Source organism: Microbispora sp. H10670 (assembly GCF_014161385.1).
GTDB classification, from domain to species: domain Bacteria; phylum Actinomycetota; class Actinomycetes; order Streptosporangiales; family Streptosporangiaceae; genus Microbispora; species Microbispora triticiradicis.
The window spans coordinates 313,495-331,787 of the sequence record NZ_JABBWW010000001.1; the positions used below are offsets into that span (position 1 = coordinate 313,495).

At 72.3% G+C, this 18,293-nt stretch carries 13 protein-coding genes; 6 read left to right on the plus strand and 7 right to left on the minus strand.

Annotated elements, in window-relative coordinates; translation table 11 throughout:
• Positions 1-177: 177 nt before the first annotated feature.
• Positions 178-831: a GNAT family N-acetyltransferase gene (locus tag HHX33_RS01530; RefSeq protein ID WP_182872968.1), complete on the plus strand. Its 654-nt coding sequence runs from the start codon at positions 178-180 to the stop codon at positions 829-831.
• A 65-nt stretch (positions 832-896) separates the two neighbouring features.
• Here the strand turns inward: HHX33_RS01530 and HHX33_RS01535 are convergent, their stop codons facing one another.
• The 4 genes from HHX33_RS01535 to HHX33_RS01550 all read right to left on the minus strand — a co-directional run bounded on the left by HHX33_RS01535 (position 897) and on the right by HHX33_RS01550 (position 4,460).
• Positions 897-1,358 carry a PPOX class F420-dependent oxidoreductase gene (locus HHX33_RS01535; protein ID WP_111700386.1) on the minus strand — a complete coding sequence of 154 codons (462 nt, stop codon included), beginning with the start codon at positions 1,356-1,358 and terminating at the stop codon, positions 897-899.
• A gap of 41 nt (positions 1,359-1,399) precedes the next feature.
• Positions 1,400-3,613: an ATP-binding protein gene (locus HHX33_RS01540; protein WP_182872969.1), complete on the minus strand. Its 2,214-nt coding sequence runs from the start codon at positions 3,611-3,613 to the stop codon at positions 1,400-1,402.
• A gap of 73 nt (positions 3,614-3,686) precedes the next feature.
• Positions 3,687-3,914 carry a hypothetical protein gene (locus HHX33_RS01545; protein WP_182872970.1) on the minus strand — a complete coding sequence of 76 codons (228 nt, stop codon included), beginning with the start codon at positions 3,912-3,914 and terminating at the stop codon, positions 3,687-3,689.
• 72 nt (positions 3,915-3,986) lie between these two features.
• Positions 3,987-4,460 carry an NUDIX domain-containing protein gene (locus tag HHX33_RS01550; RefSeq protein WP_244301663.1) on the minus strand — a complete coding sequence of 158 codons (474 nt, stop codon included), beginning with the start codon at positions 4,458-4,460 and terminating at the stop codon, positions 3,987-3,989.
• Positions 4,461-4,622: 162 nt separating this feature from the next.
• Between HHX33_RS01550 and HHX33_RS01555 the strand changes: the two genes are divergently transcribed.
• Both HHX33_RS01555 and HHX33_RS01560 read left to right on the plus strand, forming a co-directional pair.
• On the plus strand, positions 4,623-6,875 hold the full coding sequence (locus HHX33_RS01555) for an MMPL family transporter (protein WP_182872971.1): 2,253 nt from the start codon (positions 4,623-4,625) through the stop codon (positions 6,873-6,875).
• Between the two features lie 187 nt (positions 6,876-7,062).
• Complete coding sequence (locus tag HHX33_RS01560) at positions 7,063-8,262, plus strand: MFS transporter (RefSeq protein ID WP_182872972.1); 1,200 nt, start codon at positions 7,063-7,065, stop codon at positions 8,260-8,262.
• A 244-nt stretch (positions 8,263-8,506) separates the two neighbouring features.
• Here the strand turns inward: HHX33_RS01560 and HHX33_RS01565 are convergent, their stop codons facing one another.
• Together HHX33_RS01565 and HHX33_RS01570 are read right to left on the minus strand one after the other, a co-directional pair.
• Positions 8,507-8,812 carry a DUF1778 domain-containing protein gene (locus HHX33_RS01565; protein WP_182872973.1) on the minus strand — a complete coding sequence of 102 codons (306 nt, stop codon included), beginning with the start codon at positions 8,810-8,812 and terminating at the stop codon, positions 8,507-8,509.
• Between the two features lie 40 nt (positions 8,813-8,852).
• The gene (locus HHX33_RS01570) at positions 8,853-9,584 is read right to left on the minus strand and encodes an MBL fold metallo-hydrolase (RefSeq protein ID WP_182872974.1); all 732 of its coding nucleotides are present in this window, start codon (positions 9,582-9,584) and stop codon (positions 8,853-8,855) included.
• Between the two features lie 54 nt (positions 9,585-9,638).
• On the opposite strand from HHX33_RS01570, the gene HHX33_RS01575 reads away from it, so the two are divergent.
• Positions 9,639-10,454, plus strand: coding sequence for a putative RNA methyltransferase (locus HHX33_RS01575; RefSeq protein WP_182873295.1), 816 nt, complete (start codon positions 9,639-9,641; stop codon positions 10,452-10,454).
• Positions 10,455-10,564: 110 nt separating this feature from the next.
• Entirely contained in the window at positions 10,565-12,346 is a 1,782-nt protein-coding gene (locus tag HHX33_RS01580) for a prolyl oligopeptidase family serine peptidase (protein ID WP_182872975.1), read from the plus strand.
• 38 nt (positions 12,347-12,384) lie between these two features.
• On the opposite strand, the gene HHX33_RS36995 is transcribed toward HHX33_RS01580, so the two are convergent.
• The gene (locus HHX33_RS36995; protein WP_310741166.1) at positions 12,385-13,917 is read right to left on the minus strand and encodes a PP2C family protein-serine/threonine phosphatase; all 1,533 of its coding nucleotides are present in this window, start codon (positions 13,915-13,917) and stop codon (positions 12,385-12,387) included.
• 158 nt (positions 13,918-14,075) lie between these two features.
• Between HHX33_RS36995 and HHX33_RS01590 the strand changes: the two genes are divergently transcribed.
• The gene (locus tag HHX33_RS01590; protein ID WP_182872976.1) at positions 14,076-18,290 is read left to right on the plus strand and encodes a HAMP domain-containing protein; all 4,215 of its coding nucleotides are present in this window, start codon (positions 14,076-14,078) and stop codon (positions 18,288-18,290) included.
• The last annotated feature ends 3 nt before the right edge of the window (positions 18,291-18,293 follow it).

An 18,293-nucleotide genomic window follows, 5' to 3' on the forward strand; every position in this document is an offset into this window, starting at 1 on the left:
CTCCTTCGTCTCGCGGGCGCCGGACCGCGGCGACGACGCCGTCGGCCGCGGCGCGGGTGCCGGTGTGCCACCGGCACCCGCCGACGGTAGGAGGCGCACATCAGAGCCGCATCAGAGCCAGGGCCGTTCCCGGAAATCGGGGTGCGGCGAGGCACCGGGTCTTGTCACGATCGGCGCATGCGACACTGGCCGCTCTTCGCGCTCAGGGTGACGACTCCCCGGCTGGAGCTACGGCTGCCCACCCTGGACGACCTGGACGCGCTCGCCGACCGCGCGGCGGAGGGCGTCCACGAGCCCGGGGGGATGCCGTTCGGCGTGCCGTGGACGGACGCCCCGCCGCACGAGCGCGCCCGCTCGACCGTCCAGATGCATTTCCGGCAGTGGGGCACCTGGTCCCCCGACGACTGGTACTGCGGCTTCGTCGTCGCCTGGGAGGGCCGGATCGTCGGCACGCAGGAGATGCGGGGCCGCGAATTCGCGTTCACCCGGGAGATCTCCACCGGTTCCTGGCTGGGCCTGCGCTTCCAGGGCAAGGGCATCGGCACCGAGATGCGCGCCGCCGTCCTGCACCTCGCGTTCGCCGGGCTCGGGGCCCGCTACGCGGTGTCGTCCGCCTTCACCGACAACCCACGGTCGCTCGCCGTGTCGCGCAGGCTCGGCTACCGGGACGACGGCATCGAGGTGTGCCGGCGCCGGGACGAGGCGGCTCGGCAGCAGCGGGTGCGGCTGGCCCGCGAGGACTGGACGGCCCCGGACGGGTTCGCGATCCACGGTCTCGAACCCTGCCTGCCCCTGTTCGGACTCGCCGTAGGCCGCCCCCCGCACGCCTAGCCGTACTGCCCCGTGCGCTTGTGCGTGCGGGGCGAGCTCTTCGGACGAGTGGCGTCTCCTCGGCGTCAGGCCAGGCGCGGCGGGAACCCGCCGGTGGCCACCGGGCCCCAGGAGATCGGGGTGACCCGCAGCAGCGACTTGCCCTGCCGGATCATCGCCGCGCGGTACTCCTCCCAGTCGGGGTGCTCGCCCGAGATCGAGCGGTAGTACTCCACCAGCGGCTCAAGGGCGTCGGGCAGGTCGAGCACCTCGGCGGCGCCGTCCACCTGCACCCACGGTCCGTCGAAGTCGTCCGACAGCACGACCACGCTGACGCGGGGGTCGCGGCGGGCGTTGCGGGCCTTGGCCCGCTCGGGGTACGTCGACACGACGATGCGCCCCTCGGGGTCGACGCCGCAGGACACCGGGGAGGCCTGCGGCCCGCCGCCGCTTCTCGTCGTGATCAGGATGGCCTTGTGGCGGTCACGGACGAAGTCGAGCAGTTGTTCACGGGAGACGGTCTCGGCGGTCGCGATCCTGGGACTCATGACGCAACTCTAGTAACCGGCCCCCGCCGCACCAGCCGACCTCAGACGGCCGGCCTCCTGTTCACCCAGGCCGCGACCTGGACGCGGGACCGGAACCCCAGCTTTTCGAGGATGTGCTCGATGTGGCCCTCGGCGGTGCGCTGCGAGATGACCAGCCTGCCGGCGATGTCCTTGTTGCTCAGCCCCTCGGCCACCAACCGCGCGATCTCGGTCTCCCTGCGGGTCAACGGTGCGATCTTCCCGGGTGCGTGGGCGGCGGGCGGCCGGTCCGCCAGGGCGTACGCGACCGCCTCGTCCGCCGGCAGGGCCGCGCCCCGGGCGAGCGCGGCCCGGAAGGCGGCCTCGCCGAGTTCCGTACGGGTCGCCGCCACGCACGCGTCGTGGAATCGGCTCAGGTAGCCGAACTCCCCCATCCGCGACCCGGCGGCCGCCCAGACGGCATCGGCGGCGCCCAGCAGCCGGGCCGCCCGCTCGTGGTCGCGCGCTCCCGCCGCGAACCAGGCATGGACCTCCAGGTTCACGCCCAGGCCGAGCCGGTCGTCCAGCAGGGCACTGTGCCGCAGGCTCTCGTCGCCGTGCGCCACGGCCGCCCGCGCGTCCCCCCGGCGCCAGGCGGAGATCGACAGCGCGAGCAGCGCGTACGCCCGGTGCCGGCCCTCGCCGTACAGGTCGCACAGGGCCACGCACTCCTCGGCGAGGCCGCGGGCCTCCGGACGGCCGAGGGACGCGTTCGCCAGGGCGAGCCGGCTGAGGGCGAGGGCGAGACCGACGGGGTCGCCGACGGCGCGGTGGGCCCGCGCGGCCTCCTCGTACCACCGCATGCCGGTGCGCAGGTCACCCCCGCGGACGGCGGTCATGCCGGTGAGGAACGCGACGTGGCCGTGGATCCCCCGCAGGCCGAGCCGCGCGGCGATCGCCCCGGCCTCCGCCAGCCGTACGGCCGCGGTGGCGTGGTCTCCGCCGAGCAGGGAGATCCAGGCCCCCGCCCACAGGCCGTGGGCGCGCACCTCACCCGGATCCGTCTGGGCGGCCAGGCCCCGGCCGAACCAGCCCGCCCCCTCCGACAGGTGGCGGCCGCTCCAGTGGTACAGCAGCTCCGCGATCATCGTCAGGGCCGTCCCGGCCTCTCCCGGCTCGCGCAGCGACCAGTCCAGCGCCGTACGCAGGTCGGCGTGCTCGCGCTGGAGGCGCCCGGTCCAGGACCGCTGCGCGGCGCCGGACGGCTCCGCCCAGGCCCGCGAGGTGATCTTCCGGTAGTAGTCGCGGTGCCGCCGGCGCAGTGCCGCCTCCTCGCCGGACTCGGCCAGCAACGCACGGCCGAACGCCCGGACCGTGTCGTGGAGGTGGTAGCGGACCACCCCGTCGCGCTCCCGCCGGAGCAGGACCGCCGCGTCGGCCAGGCCGGCGACCAGCGCGGGCACGTGCTCCCGCGCGACGCCGTCCCCGGCGCACACGTGCTCGGCCGCCTCCAGATCCACGCCGCCGCCGAAGACGGAGACCCGCCGCCACAGCAGCCGTTCGCCGGGCGTGCACAGGTCGTGGCTCCACTCGAACAGCACCCGCAGCGCGCACCGATGCCGCGACCTGGCGTCCAGCCCCTCCAGCACCTGCCGCACCGACAGGTCGCGCAGCCGTACGGCGGCCATCTCGATCGCCAGCGGCAGCCCGCCGAGGCGGCGGCAGATCCCCGCCACCTCGCACCCGGCCGTCTGGAACCCTGCCGTCCCGAACCCCGGCACGACGGCGGCGGCGCGATCCGCGAACAGCCGCACCGCGTCCGGCTCCGGGAGCGGCGCGAGCTCGACCACCCGCTCGCCCGGAAGACCGAGCGGCCGCCGGCCGGTGACCAGGACCCGAAGCTCGGGAAGCGCGCGGACCAGCGTGTCCACGAACCGCGCGCACCCGGGGAGAAGGTGCTCGCAGCCGTCCAGCACGACCAGGGCCGGCCCGCCGCGCAACCGGTCGATCACCACCTCCAGGGGCGGCCCGGCCGAGTGGCCCGCGACCGGCAGGGCATCGCCCACGGCGTGCACCAGCAGCGCCGGGTCCTCCAGGGCGGTGAGCTCGGCCACCCGGACGCCGCCGGGGAAGCTCCCGCGCGCCTTCTCGGCCACCCGCAGGGCGAGGCGGGTCTTGCCGACGCCGCCCACGCCCACCACGGTGACCACGCCCGCGGTCCCCAGCAGACGCCCGATCCCGGCCAGCTCGGGCCCGCGCCCGACGAAGCCCGTGCCTCCCGGTCCCCCAGCGGTCATGACGCCCATGCCGCCCCCGTCGTCCGTACGCCAGTGGCCTCTACCAGCGTACTTTCGCCGGCGCGGCCGTCGCTCAGGCGGAGCCCATCCGCCGCAGGATCTGCTCGCGCCTGACCTGCAGGTCGTCGATCAGCGCCTCCTGCTGTTCGACGTTGGTCAGCAGGGTGGCCCGCTCCGCCATGTCGGTGGGCGCGTCCCAGCTCTGCCCGATCTCCTCGCGCATCTGCACGCTGTCCCGGCGCATGCGCTCGATCTGCGCGTCCAGCTCCTCAAGCTCCTTCTTGAGCTCCGGATCACCCATGCCACACCGTCCCGCTTCCGTCACTCGCGCTCGTCGTTCCGTTCGCCCACCCCATTTCCACGCGGAGGAGAACTATTCGAGGACGGAGCCGCCGAGGTACTCGGTCGTGCCGCTCTCCCGCGCCCGCGCCGCGGCGGTCAGCCGGGCCAGCAGGTACGCCGGGAGGAGGGGGGCGGCCTGCTCGGCGGTGAAGAAGCCGTAGTCCTCCAGCTCCTCCTCCTGGAGCACCATGCCGGTGCCGTCCTCGACGACCCCGCAGTCGAACAGGAAGTGGACCAGCGGAATCGGCCGGTCGTCGAGCGGCGGCACCCAGTGGACGACGAGCAGGCGGCCCACCGGCAGGACGAGGCCCAGCTCCTCGGCCAGCTCCCGGTGGCAGGCCGCCTCGGGCGACTCGCCCTCGTCGACGTGCCCGCCCGGCCAGCCCCAGTGGTCGCGGTAGCCCGGCTTGACGAGCAGGACCCGGCCCGAGGGATCGGTGACGAACCCGGCCGCCGCGGCGGCCACCTTGAACAGGCCGGCGTAGAAGGCCTCCGCCGGTATCACCGCGGTTCCGATCGCATGTCCCTGAGCCTAGTCGGGGACGTCCCCTAGACCGCTGGGAGGAGCGGCGTACGCCCAGGGCAGTACGCGCGATCTGGTCTGCTCGCCCGATGTTTCGCCCTTGATCGACTTCTACCGTCGAGACAGTCGTGAAAAGGGGAGGTCATGAGAGGCCGCAGGAACATCGCCGCCGCCATCGGCGGCTGGAGCGCACGCCACCGCTGGCTGGCGCTGCTCATCTGGATCGCGTTCGTCGCCGTGGCGACGGTCGCGGGCAACGCCGCCGGCACGGTGGAGATGCGCGGCTACGAATCCGCGAACGGCGACTCCCGCCAGGCGGAGCGGATCCTCGACGGCGCGGCGTTCAAGGACGTGGCCGGCGAGATCGTGCTGGTCCAGTCGCGCACGGGGACGCTGACCATCGCCGACCCGGCCTTCCGCCGGGCGGTCGAGGACGTCAGGAAGGCCGTGGAGGCCACCGGCCAGGTCGAGCACGTGCGCACGCCGTACGACAAGGAGCCGTCGCCGGTGACGCAGGACCGGCGGACGACGCTGGTGCAGTTCGACATGAAGGGCGACGGAGGCACGGCCGAGGAGCGGATCCAGCCGGTGCTCGACGCGGTGGCCCGGGTGCAGGGGGCGCATCCGGACCTGCGCGTGGAGGAGGCCGGATCGGCCAGCGCGGGCAAGCTGATCGGTGAGGCGATCGACAAGGACTTCGTCCGCGCCGAGCAGCTTTCGCTGCCCATCACGATCGGGATCCTGCTCGCCGCGTTCGGCGCGCTGCTGGCCGCGATCGTGCCGGTCGCGCTCGCGATGACCGCGATCTTCGCCGCGACGGGCCTGCTGGCCTTCACCAGCCACCTCCTGCACGTCGACTCCGCCACGAGCAACGTCATGCTGCTCATCGGCCTCGCCGTCGGGGTGGACTACTCGCTCTTCTACATCATGCGGGAGCGGGAGGAGCGGGCGAGGGGCCGGAGCAAGAAGCGGGCCATCGAGATCGCGGCGGCCACCTCGGGACGCGCCGTGCTGATCTCCGGCATCACCGTCATCGTCGCCATGGCGGGCATGTTCCTCACCGGCAACGGCGTCTTCATGGGCTTCGCCGAGGGCACGATCCTCGTGGTGCTCACGGCCGTCGTCGGCTCGCTGACCGTCCTGCCCGCCCTGCTCTCGCTGATCGGCGACAAGATCGACGCCCGGTTGGTCCACGGCGCCGTACGGGTCGTCACCGGCGGCCGGGTGACCTGGCGCCGGGTGCTCGGCGTGCGCGGCGGCCAGAGCCGGGTCTGGGGGGCCATCATGCGCCCGGTGCTGCGGCACCCGCTCGTCTCGGTGCTCCTCGCCGGCGGCCTGCTCGTGGGCCTCGCGATCCCCGCCTTCCAGTTGAAGACCGGTGCGCAGACCATCGACGACCTGCAGGGCGACTACCAGATCGCCGAGACGTTCAAGCGGATCGACAACGCGTTCCCCGGCGGCAACGAGCCCGCGGTCGTCGTGGTCCAGGCCGCCGACGTGACGACGCCCGCGTTCACCGCGAAGATCGAGGACTTCAAGCGGCGGGCGCTGGCCACCGGCGAGGCCAACGAGCCCTTCGCCGTCGCCGTCAACCCCGCGAAGACCGTGGCGAAGATCAGTATCGGCATCAAGGGCACCGGCGCCGACGAGGTGTCCGAGCACGCGATCCGCACGCTGCGCGACGAGGTCGTGCCGGCCGCCCTCCCCGGCGCCCACGTCACCGGCAACACCGCGGGCTCGATGGACTTCAACGAACAGCTCGGCCGCAGGATCCCGCTGGTGTTCGCGTTCGTGCTGCTGCTGGCCTTCGTGCTGCTGCTGGTGTCGTTCCGCTCGCTGGTCGTGGCGGTCAAGGCCATCGCGCTCAACCTGCTGTCCGTCGCCGCGGCGTACGGCGTGCTCGTGCTGGTCTTCCAGAAGGGGTACGGCGAGAGCCTGCTGGGCTTCCACTCGACGGGGACGATCACCAACTGGCTGCCGCTGTTCCTGTTCGTGATCCTCTTCGGGCTGTCGATGGACTACCACGTGTTCATCCTCAGCCGGATCAGGGAGGCGTACGACAAGGGCATGAGCACCGAGGACGCCGTGGCGTTCGGGATCAGGAGCACGGCGGCCGTCGTCACGAGCGCCGCGCTCATCATGGTGGCGGTGTTCGCGACGTTCGCAACGCTGTCGCTGCTGACGTTCATGCAGATGGGCATCGGCCTCGCGGTGGCGGTCCTGATCGACGCGACCATCGTCCGGGCGGTGCTGCTGCCGGCCACGATGAAGCTGCTCGGCGACTGGAACTGGTACCTGCCGCGCTGGCTCGGCTGGCTCCCGCGGCTCTCCCATGGCGACGACGCGGCCGAGGAGGCCCCGGAGACTCCCGAGGAGCGGGTCCCGGCCCTGGTCTGATCACCCGAAGCCCGCACCGGGACGGCCCAGTCGACACTGGCGCCGTCCCGGCGTCGGCGTGTCCGGACTCACACCGGGTCACACAAGGGACAAGAACCACGCAACGGTAAAATGCGTCTACGTGGTGCATACGGGTGGGAACAGTCGAAAAGCCCTGATCTATTGGGCCACCGGTGTGCTCGCGTACATGATCGCGGTTTTCCATCGCCAGTCGCTCGGCGTCACCGGTATCGACGCGGCGACGAGGTTCGGGGTCGGTTCGACGGCGCTGTCCACCCTCGCGATGCTGCAACTGCTCGTCTACGCGGCCATGCAGATCCCCGTCGGGGTGCTGGTCGACCGCCTGGGCTCCCGGCGGATGCTGCTCGCCGGCGCCGCGGTGATGGCCCTCGGCCAGCTTCTGTTCGCCGTCTCGGCCGATCTCGTCCCGGCCGCCGCCGGGCGGGTGCTGGTCGGCTGCGGCGACGCGATGACGTTCATCAGCGTGATCCGGGTGGTGAACGTCTGGTTCCCACCCCGCCGCAACCCGCTGATCGTGCAGCTCACCGGCATCCTCGGCCAGTTCGGCGCGGTCGTGTCGGCCGTACCGCTGATCACCTCGCTGCACGCGTACGGCTGGACCCCGACCTTCCTGTGGGCGGCGGGGCTCGGCGGCGTGGCCCTGGTCGCGGTCGCGGCGGGGCTGCGCGACCGGCGGCCCGAACGCGCTCCGGCGGCGTCCGGAGTGCGCGCCGCCTGGGCCGAGCCGGGCACCCGCCTCGGCATGTGGACCCACGCCGCCACCTCGTCGTCGGCGGCGGCGTTCACCCTCCTGTGGGGATATCCGTTCCTGGTGCAGGGCCAGGGCCTGTCGCCCCGGACGGCCGGGATGCTGCTGACCTCGCTGACCCTGCTCGCCATGGCCTGCGGGCCGCTGCTCGGCCACCTCGCCGGCCGCTTCCCGCAGCGCCGCTCGTGGATGGTGCTGACGATCATCGGTGGCACGGCCGGCGCGTGGACGCTCGTCCTGCTGTGGCCCGGCCGCGCCCCCGTCTGGACGCTCGGGCTCCTGATGGTGGCCCTCGCCACGAACGGGCCCGGTGCGGTCATCGGCTTCGACTACGCCAGAACGTTCAACCCCGCCGAACGCATCGGCGTCGCCACCGGAATCGTCAACGGCGGCGGCTTCGCCGCCTCGATGTCCGTGATCGCGATCATCGGCGTCACGCTGGACCTGCAGGGCGGCTACCACTGGGCCTTCGCCGTGCAGTACCCCGTCTGGCTGCTCGGCGCCGTCCAGGTCATGCGTTACCGCACCCGCGCCCGCCGCCGCACCTCCGCTCGGCCCAGTCCGATCCCCTGTGCGGCTCTGTCCACACCCAATCGTGCCAGGATGACGACGGGCTGATCATGGCGACCGGCCCCCTTGAGCAGCCGTGCGGGAGCCGCTGCCGGACCGACGCTCCCGGCCGCGAGCGCGTAGTAACCCATCACTCGGCCGGACCCGGCGTCGCGGACGACGTACACGCGACACCCTCCACTCGCGTGCGCCTGCAGCGCATGGCGCGTCAGCCACTCGCTCTGTGCGGGAGAGCCGCAGTCGAAGCCGCCGAGGTCGTCGTCGCGTGTGATGGACGACACCTGCGACAGCTTCACGGGTTCTGGTCCAGCAGCGTCGGGGTTCCCATGAGCTCGGCCAGCCCCGGCACGTCACGCGGCTCCCGGGACAGGGCCGTGTCGAATTCCCGCCACTGCTCCTCATCGAGGCGAAAACCCGTACGGTCCGCCAGCAGCTCGCGAGCGGCCGTTGTCGCGGCGTCGAGCACGAACGAGGAGACCGTGGCCCCAGCGACCTCGCTCGCGCTCTCCAGCAGCCGCTTGGTCTCCCCGTCGACGCGCAGGTTGATGCGCTCCTCCTTGGCACCCACGACCAGAGCGTACGTACGTTGTGCAGCCATGGCCAAGAGCTTAGCAACCAGATAAGCGAGAGGTGATCGATTAATTACGCAGAGCGATGAAGGGCTGGGGGAAGTGGGCGGGGGCGAGGACGGCGGCTCGGGCGAGGAGGCTCCGGCGCGTCCGTACGGCGAGATCGGGATCCTCGTCGTACACGTAGCGGATCGTGGGATCGGCGAGTTGCGCCGGGTGGTGCAGGAGGTCGCCGCTCATCAGCACGTCCCCCACCTGCACGCACTGGTGACCGGGCGTGTGCCCGGGGGCGTGCAGCACCCGGACCCCGGGGACGGGCTCGGCGTCGCCGTCGACGACGTCGACCCGGTCCCCCAGCGGCAGGATGATCCGCTCGCGCACCGGGCCGGACGCCCACTCGACCTCCGCCCGCTGCAGCAGGTAGCGGGCGTTCGGGTAGGCCGGGGCGCCGTCCACGACGCACCCGCCGGCGTGGTCGCTGTGCAGGTGGGTCACCACCACGACGTCGACGTCGGCCGGGCCGACCCCGGCGGCGGCCAGTTCCGCGCCGAGCCGTCCGGGCAGGGGCGCCCAGGTCGCGGGCGAGTCCGCGCCGCCGATGCCGGTGTCCACCAGGACCGTACGGCCCCCGGCCCGCAGCAGGAAGCAGTGGAAGTGGAGCACCCACTCCTCGTCCGGCCCGAACGACGAGCCGGCGAACATCTCCGGCAGCGGTTTACGGATGGGCGGTCCCATCGGGCCCACGGCGTCGCACAGCGGAGTGATCTCGACGCCGGCCACTACTCTCGGCTCGTACGGCATCCGACCACGATACGGCGGGTGCGACGACACCCGGGCGGCCGGGATGATGGAGGCGTGCTCGCCGACGTCATCGACCTGCTCGCCTGCCCCCTCTGCGGGGCGAGGACCCACCTCGCCGGTGGATCGGTGCGGTGCGGGAGCGGCCATTCCTTCGACGTCGCGCGCCAGGGGTACGTGAACATGCTCACCCGGCCCGCGGGCACGGCCGACACGCCTGACATGGTGGCGGCGCGGGCGCGCTTCCTCGACGCGGGCCACTACGCTCCGCTGGCCCGCCGCCTCGCCCGGCTGTGCGCGGGCGCGGAGGTGGTCGCCGACGCCGGGGCGGGCACCGGCCACTACCTGGCGGCGGCGCTCGGCGACGGCGCGGTGGGGATCGCGCTCGACGTGTCCAAGCACGCGCTGCGGCGGGCCGCGCGGGCCCATCCCCGCGTCGGCGCGGTCGTCGCGGACGTGTGGCGGCCCCTGCCGGTCGGCGACGACCGCGTCGACGTGCTGCTCAACGTCTTCGCGCCGCGCAACGCGCCGGAGTTCGCCCGCGTCCTGCGGCCGGGCGGGACGCTGGTCGTCGTCACGCCAGGCCCCGGCCACCTGCGCCCGCTCGTGGAACGGCTCGGCCTGCTGTCGGTGGACGAGGACAAGGAGCGCCGCCTGGAGGAGAGCCTGGGTGGCGCGTTCACCCGGGAGGGCGAGGAGACGGAGGAGTTCACGCTCTCCCTCGGCCACGAGGAGGTCGGGGCGGTGGTCGGCATGGGCCCGAGCGCCTGGCACACCCGCCCGGAGGAACTGGCGGCGGGAATCGGCGACCTGCCCGACCCGGTCGAGGTGAGCGCCTCGTTCCGCGTCTCCCGCTGGGCCGCCCGCACCTGACCTTTCCTCTGTGGGCGGAATCCTCGCCCGACATCACCCATTTAGCGGTCATTGTCACGCCTCACCGGACATACTGAACGCGACCCCGTAGGAGCGCAGGGGAGGGCGGCATGAAGGCCGAGGAACGCTGGCAGGCCAGGTTCCGGGCACCCCGCGTGACCCTGCCCACGTGGGCGCGGCAGGCGCCGCACCGTGCCGTCTACCGCGGCAACGCCTCCGGCGCCTGGGAGATCTACGCCTGGGACCGGTCGAACGGGCGCACCCGCCAGGTCACCGACCGCCCCCACGGCACGCGGTACGGCGCGATCGACCCGACCGGCCGCTGGGTCTGGTGGTTCGGCGACGCCGAGGGCGACGGGCAGGGCGTCTGGTCGCGGCAGCCGTTCGACGGCGGTCCCGACGTGCCCCTGTCCCTGCCGCCCGGTCATCCGGGCGGGCTCGCGCTCGCCTCCGACGGCACCGCGGCGGTCGGCCGTTCCTCCCGGGACGGTTTCGAGATCCTGCTGGCCCGGCCGGGGGACGAGCCGGTGCGGCTCTACCACCACGACGAGTACGCCGTGGTCGCGGACATGTCCCTCGACGGGGCGGTCGTCGCCGTCAACCACAGCGAGCACGGCGACCTGCTCCACCCGGCTGTACGGGTCGTGAAGACGAACGGGTCGGTGGTCGCCGAACTGGACGACGGGCCCGGCAAGGGAGTGATCGCGGCCCGCTTCGCCCCCGTGCCCGGCGACCGGCGGCTGCTGGTCCTGCACGAGCGCCGGGGCCGCCGCGAGCCGCTCGTGTGGGACCCGGTGACCGGCGAGCAGCGGGAGATCTGGCTACGGGTGCGCGGGGAGATCTCCGCCGACTGGTACGACGACGGCCGCGCCCTGCTGATCGTCCACAACCACCGAGGCCGCACCGAACTGCTGCGCTACGACCTGGCCGGCGGGGGCCTCACGCCCATCGACAGCCCGCACGGGGTGATCGAGGCGGCCGCGCCCCGGCCCGACGGCACCGTCGAGTACGCGTGGTCGAGCGCGGCCCACCCTCCGGTGATCAGGTCCAGCAACGGCCACGTGGTCTTCAGCCCCGGCCGTACGCCACCGCCGTCCGTGCCGCTGGAGGACATCGACGTGGACGGCCCGGGCGGCCGGATCCACGCCCTCGTCTCCCGGCCGGAACGGGCCGCCGCGCCGTACCCGGCGGTGTTCCTGCTGCACAGCCAGCCGGCCGCGTTCGACGGCGTGCCGGGCGGGCAGGACGACGACTCCTTCCAGCCGCAGGTGGCGGCGTGGGTGGACAACGGCTTCGCCGTGATCCGGGTGAACCACCGCGGCTCGGCCGGGTACGGCTCGGCCTGGCGCGACGCGCTGCGCGGAGACGTCGGCCACATCGAGCTCGCCGACGTGGCGGCGGTGCGCGACTGGGCCGTGGAGCACGGCATCGCCGACCCCGACCGTCTCGTGCTCGCCGGGGCCGCGTGGGGCGGCTACCTGACCCTGCTCGCGCTCGGCACCCAGCCGAAGGCCTGGGCGGCGGGGATCGCGACCACGCCCATCCCCGATCACGCGGCGATGTACGAGCACGAGGCCGAGTGCCTGCGCGCGGCGCACCGGGCGCTGCTCGGCGGCTCTCCGGACGAGGTGCCCGACCGGTACGCCGCGTCCTCCCCGATCACCTACGCCGACATGGTCGAGGCGCCGCTGCTGATCATCGCGGGGGACGACGATCCGCACTGCCCGATGGAGCAGGTGGAGCAGTACGTGCGGGCCCTCGCCGACCACGGCCGCGAGGCGTCCCTCTACCGGTACGCGGCGGGACCCGGCGGCACGCCGGCGGTCGAGGAGCGGATCCGGCAGATGGGGGCGTCCATCGAGTTCGCCGTACGCGCCCTGGGCGGGGCCTGAACTGGCCTGAACTGGCCTGAACTGCGCGACCCGGCCGGTCAGGGGGCGCGCAGGACGAGGATGGCGAGGTCGTCGGCGCTCGGCTCGGGCGCGAAGTCCTGCACGGCGCGGCGGATGCGTTCGGCGACGGCGCGGGCGGACAGGTCCGCGCACTCCGCCAGCAGCCTGGCGAGGCCGCCGTCGTCGTCCAGCAGCCGGTCGCCCGACCGCCGCTCGGTCACCCCGTCGGTCACGCCGAGCAGCACGTCACCGGGGGTGAGCCGCAGCTCGTCCTCCTGGAACCTCGCCTCGGGGAACACCCCGAGCAGCGACTGCGGCGAGGCCACGACCTCGACGTCGCCGTTCGGCCGCAGCCGCATCGCCTCCGGGTGCCCGGCGGAGACGAGCCTGATGTCGAGTCCTTCGGGCACGACGTTGATCTGGCCGTGCAGCAGCGTCAGGAAGCGGGCCCGCTCCCCCTCCTCCAGGATGGCCTGGTTGAGGCGGCCCACGACGGCGGCCACGCCGTACCCCTCACGGGCGAGCAGCCGGAGCGTGTGCCGGGCCAGCCCGGTCACGGCGGCGGCCTCGGGGCCGGTGCCGCAGACGTCGCCGATCGCGAAGCGCCAGACGCCCTGGGCGACCGGGAACAGGTCGTAGAAGTCGCCGCCGACCTCGTTGGTCTCCCCGGCCGGCTCGTAGATCACGTGGAAGTCGAGGCCGGGCGTGTCCGGCTCGTCGGGCGGCAGCAGGCTGCGCTGGAGCGCCCGGTTGGCCGCCGCCTGCTGCGCGTACAGGCGGGCGTTGTCGAGCGCCAGCGCCGCGCGGCGGCCGAGGTCCTCGGCGATCTGCATCGCCTCGTCGGGGAAGTGGTCGCGCCGGCCCAGGCACATCACGCCGAGCCGCCGCCCGCGCGCGGTCAGCGGGTACGCCAGCGCCTGCCACTCACCCAGCGGCAGCACGGCGGGCCCGTCGTCGGCCGGTAGCGCGACGTCCTCCAGTTCGTCGCGCATGGCGTCGATCTGCGTCTCGTCCGCGTGCCACAGGTACGCGGGGCGCAGGTCGCCCGAGCCGTCCTGCGCGGTGTAGACGGCGCACCAGCTGGCCAGGCGCGGCACCACGATCTGCGCGATGATCGCCGGCACCATCTCGGGGTTGAGCGTGCCCGCGAGCAGGTCGCTCGCGTCCGCCAGGAAGCCGAGCCAGCCCGGGCCGTGCGCGGCCTCCAGCAGCCACTCGTCGCTCTGCACCGGCTCACCGCCGGGCAGGTCGAGCCGGGCCCACCGGGTGCGCAGGGCCGAGGTGAACGTCACACCCCAGGTCACGGCCTCGGCCTGCGGCCCGAAGTCCGAGCCGTCCGTCTTCTCCCGCACCTCCACCTGGACGCTCTCCCCGTGGTGCAGCCAGGCGACCTCGAAGGGCCCTCCCGACGCCTCCGCGACGAGTTCGCCCACCAGCCGCTCGGCCTCCGGGCACACGGACAGGGCAGCCCACGCCGTCATCACTTCACGCGTGAACCGCTTCGCATCGGGTACGGCCGTCTCGCCCGGCGTGAAGGACGCGGCGAGAACGGCACGAGGGGAAACAGGCACTGCCTCCTGCTTACCACACTTCTGGCTGACACCGGGTCAGGCAAGGGGGCCCCTCACCCCACGGAACGTGACAGACTGGCATGGAGTCCACGGCCGGACAAGGCCGTATCGGCCGCTGCCTTGGTCGCGTCAGCCCCGATCGGGGTAAAGGAGGCTAGATGTCGCCCGCCAACGTCGAACTGGCCGGGACCGAACGGACCTACACCGAATCCGATCTCGTTCCCTTTCTCGAAACCCTCATCACCTGGCGGGACGGCGACTTCCGCCGGCGTGTCTCCCACGCCCCGGCGGGGATCCTCAGCGAGATCCGGCTGCTGCTCAACGAGGTGGCGGACCGGCGTGAGCACCTGGCCAACGAGCTGGCCCGGGTGCGCCGCGAGGTCGTCAAGGAGGGCCGGTTCACCGAGCGGCTGAGCCCGGGACCGGGCGTGGGCGCGTGGGCGGAGAGCGTGGGCTCGGTCAACGACCTGATCGACGCGATCGTCACCCCGGTCAGCGGCGCCGCCGACGTCATCGACGCGGTGGCCAAGGGCGACCTGTCCCGCCGGATCGACGTGGACCGCGCGGCCCGGGGCGAGGTGCGGCGGCTCGGCAAGGCCATCAACGGCATGGTCGACCAGCTCTCGCTGTTCACCTCGGAGGTGACGCGGGTCACCCGCGACCTCGGCACCGAGGGCAGGCTGGGCGGCCGGGCGAACCTGCGCGGCATGTCGGGAAGCTGGCGCGACCTCACCGAGGCCGTCAACACGATGTCCGACCGCGTCTCCGCGCAGGTGCGCGACATCGCCGAGGTGACGACCGCGGTGGCCAGGGGCGACCTGAGCCGCAAGGTCACCGTCGACGCCGTCGGCGAGATGCTGGAGCTCAAGCACACCGTCAACACGATGGTCGACCAGCTCTCGGCGTTCGCCGAGGAGGTCACCCGGGTCGCCCGCGAGGTCGGCACCGAGGGCAAGCTGGGCGGCCAGGCGCAGGTGCGCGGCGTCTCCGGGACGTGGAAGGACCTCACCGACAACGTCAACTTCATGGCGAACAACCTGACCTCGCAGGTCCGGCAGATCGCCGTGGTGTCCACCGCAGTCGCGAAGGGCGACCTGTCCAGGAAGATCACCGTGGACGCCCAGGGCGAGATCCTGGAGCTCAAGGAGACCCTCAACACGATGGTCGACCAGCTCTCGGCGTTCGCCGACGAGGTGACCCGGGTCGCCCGCGAGGTCGGCACCGAGGGCAAGCTGGGCGGCCGCGCCGAGGTGAAGGGCGTGTCGGGCGTCTGGAAGGACCTCACCGACAACGTCAACTCGATGGCCAGGAACCTCACCTACCAGGTGCGCAACATCGCCCAGGTGACCACGGCCGTCGCCAACGGCGACTTCACCCGCAAGATCGACGTCGACGCCCAGGGCGAGATGCTCGAACTCAAGAGCACCATGAACACCATGGTCGACCAGCTGTCGTCCTTCGCCTCCGAGGTGACCCGCGTCGCCCGCGAGGTCGGCACCGAGGGGCGCCTCGGCGGCCAGGCGCAGGTGCGCGGCGTGTCGGGCAACTGGAAGGACCTCACCGACAACGTCAACTTCATGGCGAACAACCTGACGTCCCAGATCCGTCAGATCGCGGTCGTGTCCACCGCCGTCGCCCAGGGCAACCTGTCCAAGAAGATCACCGTGGACGCCCAGGGCGAGATCCTGGAGCTCAAGGACACGATGAACACGATGGTCGACCAGCTCTCGGCGTTCGCCGCGGAGGTCACCCGGGTCGCCCGCGAGGTCGGCACCGAGGGGCGCCTCGGCGGCCAGGCCCGGGTGCCGGGCGTCTCGGGCGTCTGGAAGGACCTCACCGACAACGTCAACTCGATGGCCAACAACTTCACCTACCAGGTGCGCAACATCGCCCAGGTGACCACGGCCGTCGCCAACGGCGACCTGACCCGCAAGATCGACGTCGACGCCCAGGGCGAGATCCTGCAGCTCAAGAGCACCATGAACACCATGGTCGACCAGCTGTCGTCCTTCGCCTCCGAGGTGACCCGCGTCGCCCGCGAGGTGGGCTCGGAGGGCCAGCTCGGCGGCCAGGCCCGCGTCGAGGGCGTCGAGGGCACCTGGAAGCGGCTCACCGAGAGCGTGAACGAACTGGCCGGTAACCTCACCACGCAGGTGCGCGCCATCGCCGAGGTGACCAGCGCCGTCGCCAGGGGCGACCTCACCCGGTCGATCACGGTAGAGGCCCCGGGCGAGCTGGCCCAGCTCAAGGACAACATCAACACGATGGTGTCCACCCTGCGCCAGACCACCAAGACCAACCAGGAGCAGGACTGGCTCAAGTCCAACCTGGCCCGGATCTCCCGCCTCATGCAGGGTCACCGCGACCTCATGGAGGTCGCGCGGCTCATCATGAGCGAGCTCACCCCGCTCGTGTCGGCCGGCCACGGCGCCTGCTACCTGTACGACGGCGGCCGGCTCAACCTCATCGCCGGGTACGGCATCCAGCCGGGGTCGTCCCCCAAGCCGTGCTTCGAACTGGGCGAGGGGATCATCGGCCAGGCCGCCCTGGAAGCCAAGCAGATCATCCTGGAGAACGTGCCGGCCGACTCGATCACGATCGAGACCGGGCTCAGCCGGTCGCACCCGGCGCAGATCGTCGTGCTGCCGATCCTGTTCGAGAACAAGGTGCTCGGCGTCCTGGAGATGGCCTCGTTCACCCAGTTCAGCCAGGTGCACGTGGCCTTCCTCACCCAGCTCGTCGAGACCATCGGCGTCACCATCAACACGATCATGGCGAACTCCCGGACCGAGGCGCTGCTGACCGAGTCGCAGCGGCTCGCCATCGAGCTGCAGGAGCGCTCGGACGAGCTGCAGCGCCAGCAGGAGGAGCTGCGCCGGTCCAACGCCGAGCTGGAGGACAAGGCGGCGCTGCTGGCCAAGCAGAACCGGGCCATCGAGATCCAGAACTTCCAGATCGAGCAGGCCCGGCGGACGCTGGAGGAGCGCGCCGAGCAGCTCGCGGTGTCGTCCCGCTACAAGTCCGAGTTCCTCGCGAACATGTCCCACGAGCTGCGCACCCCGCTGAACAGCCTGCTCGTGCTCGCCAAGCTGCTCACGGAGAACGCCGAGGGCAACCTGACGCCGCAGCAGGTCGAGTTCGCCCGCACCATCCACGACGCCGGCTCGGCGCTGCTCCAGCTCATCAACGACATCCTCGACCTGTCCAAGGTCGAGGCGGGCCGCATGGACATCCACCCGCAGGCCATGTCGCTGGCCGCGCTGGTCGAGTACATGGAGGCGACGTTCGCCCCGCTCGCGCGGGACAAGGGGCTCTCCTTCACCGTCGACGTCGATCCCTCGGTGCCCGGCGACGTCAGCAGCGACGAGCAGCGCCTGCAGCAGGTCCTGCGCAACCTGCTCTCCAACGCGGTGAAGTTCACCCACCAGGGCGAGGTCAGGCTGGAGGTGACCCGCGCGCCCGGAGACGTGCCGTACGTGGACGAGAAGCTGCAGGGCGCGCAGGAGATGCTCGCCTTCAAGGTCGTCGACACCGGCATCGGCATCGCCCCGGACAAGCTCGAAGTGATCTTCGAGCAGTTCCGGCAGGCCGACGGCACGACCAGCCGCAAGTACGGCGGCACCGGCCTCGGCCTGTCGATCTGCCGGGAGATCGCCCGCCTCCTCGGCGGCGAGATCCACGTCCAGAGCACGCCCGGGGCGGGCAGCACCTTCACGCTCTATCTGCCGCCGAGCTACTCCGGGCCGCTCGCCGCGTCCGACGGCGGTGCGATCACCTCGCTGGCGGCCTCGGACGGACACGAGGTGGACGTGCCCGAGCTGCACATCAAGGAGATCCTCCCGGAGATCCCGCTCCCGACCGACCCTCCCCTGGCGCAGCTCGCGCCGACCCCCGACGGCCACGTCCACGACTGGCAGGGCGACGACCCGCTGTCCGGAGCGAAGATCCTCATCGTGGACGACGACATCCGCAACGTCTTCGCGCTGACCAGTGTGCTGGAGCGGCACGGCTCGACCGTCGTCTACGCCGAGAACGGCCGCGAGGGCATCGAACAGCTCGAACGCAACGAGGACGTGGCACTCGTCCTGATGGACATCATGATGCCCGAGATGGACGGCTGGGCGACGACCTCGGCGATCAGGAAGATGCCGCAGTTCGCCGATCTCCCGATCATCGCGCTGACGGCGAAGGTCATGCGGGGAGACCGGGAGAAGAGCATCGCGTCGGGCGCGTCCGACTACGTGCCGAAGCCGGTCGACGTGGACCGGCTGCTCGAACGGCTGCGCGGATGGCTCATGCGCGGGCGGAACGTGGGCACAGAACGGACGAGGGGTGTGCCGGCCCCCGAGCCCCGCGACTCCCAGGAGGCATGATCG

Excerpts from the sequence above, each read along its gene's own strand:
- HHX33_RS01570 (WP_182872974.1), bottom strand. The coding sequence starts at position 9,584 with ATGCCGTACGAGCCGAGAGTAGTGGCCGGCGTCGAGATCACTCCGCTG.
- HHX33_RS01560 (WP_182872972.1), top strand. The coding sequence starts at position 7,063 with ATGATCGCGGTTTTCCATCGCCAGTCGCTCGGCGTCACCGGTATCGAC.
- HHX33_RS01545 (WP_182872970.1), bottom strand. The coding sequence starts at position 3,914 with ATGGGTGATCCGGAGCTCAAGAAGGAGCTTGAGGAGCTGGACGCGCAG.
- HHX33_RS01530 (WP_182872968.1), top strand. The coding sequence starts at position 178 with ATGCGACACTGGCCGCTCTTCGCGCTCAGGGTGACGACTCCCCGGCTG.
- HHX33_RS01565 (WP_182872973.1), bottom strand. The coding sequence starts at position 8,812 with ATGGCTGCACAACGTACGTACGCTCTGGTCGTGGGTGCCAAGGAGGAG.
- HHX33_RS01590 (WP_182872976.1), top strand. The coding sequence starts at position 14,076 with ATGTCGCCCGCCAACGTCGAACTGGCCGGGACCGAACGGACCTACACC.
- HHX33_RS01555 (WP_182872971.1), top strand. The coding sequence starts at position 4,623 with ATGAGAGGCCGCAGGAACATCGCCGCCGCCATCGGCGGCTGGAGCGCA.
- HHX33_RS01535 (WP_111700386.1), bottom strand. The coding sequence starts at position 1,358 with ATGAGTCCCAGGATCGCGACCGCCGAGACCGTCTCCCGTGAACAACTG.
- HHX33_RS01580 (WP_182872975.1), top strand. The coding sequence starts at position 10,565 with ATGAAGGCCGAGGAACGCTGGCAGGCCAGGTTCCGGGCACCCCGCGTG.
- HHX33_RS01540 (WP_182872969.1), bottom strand. The coding sequence starts at position 3,613 with ATGACCGCTGGGGGACCGGGAGGCACGGGCTTCGTCGGGCGCGGGCCC.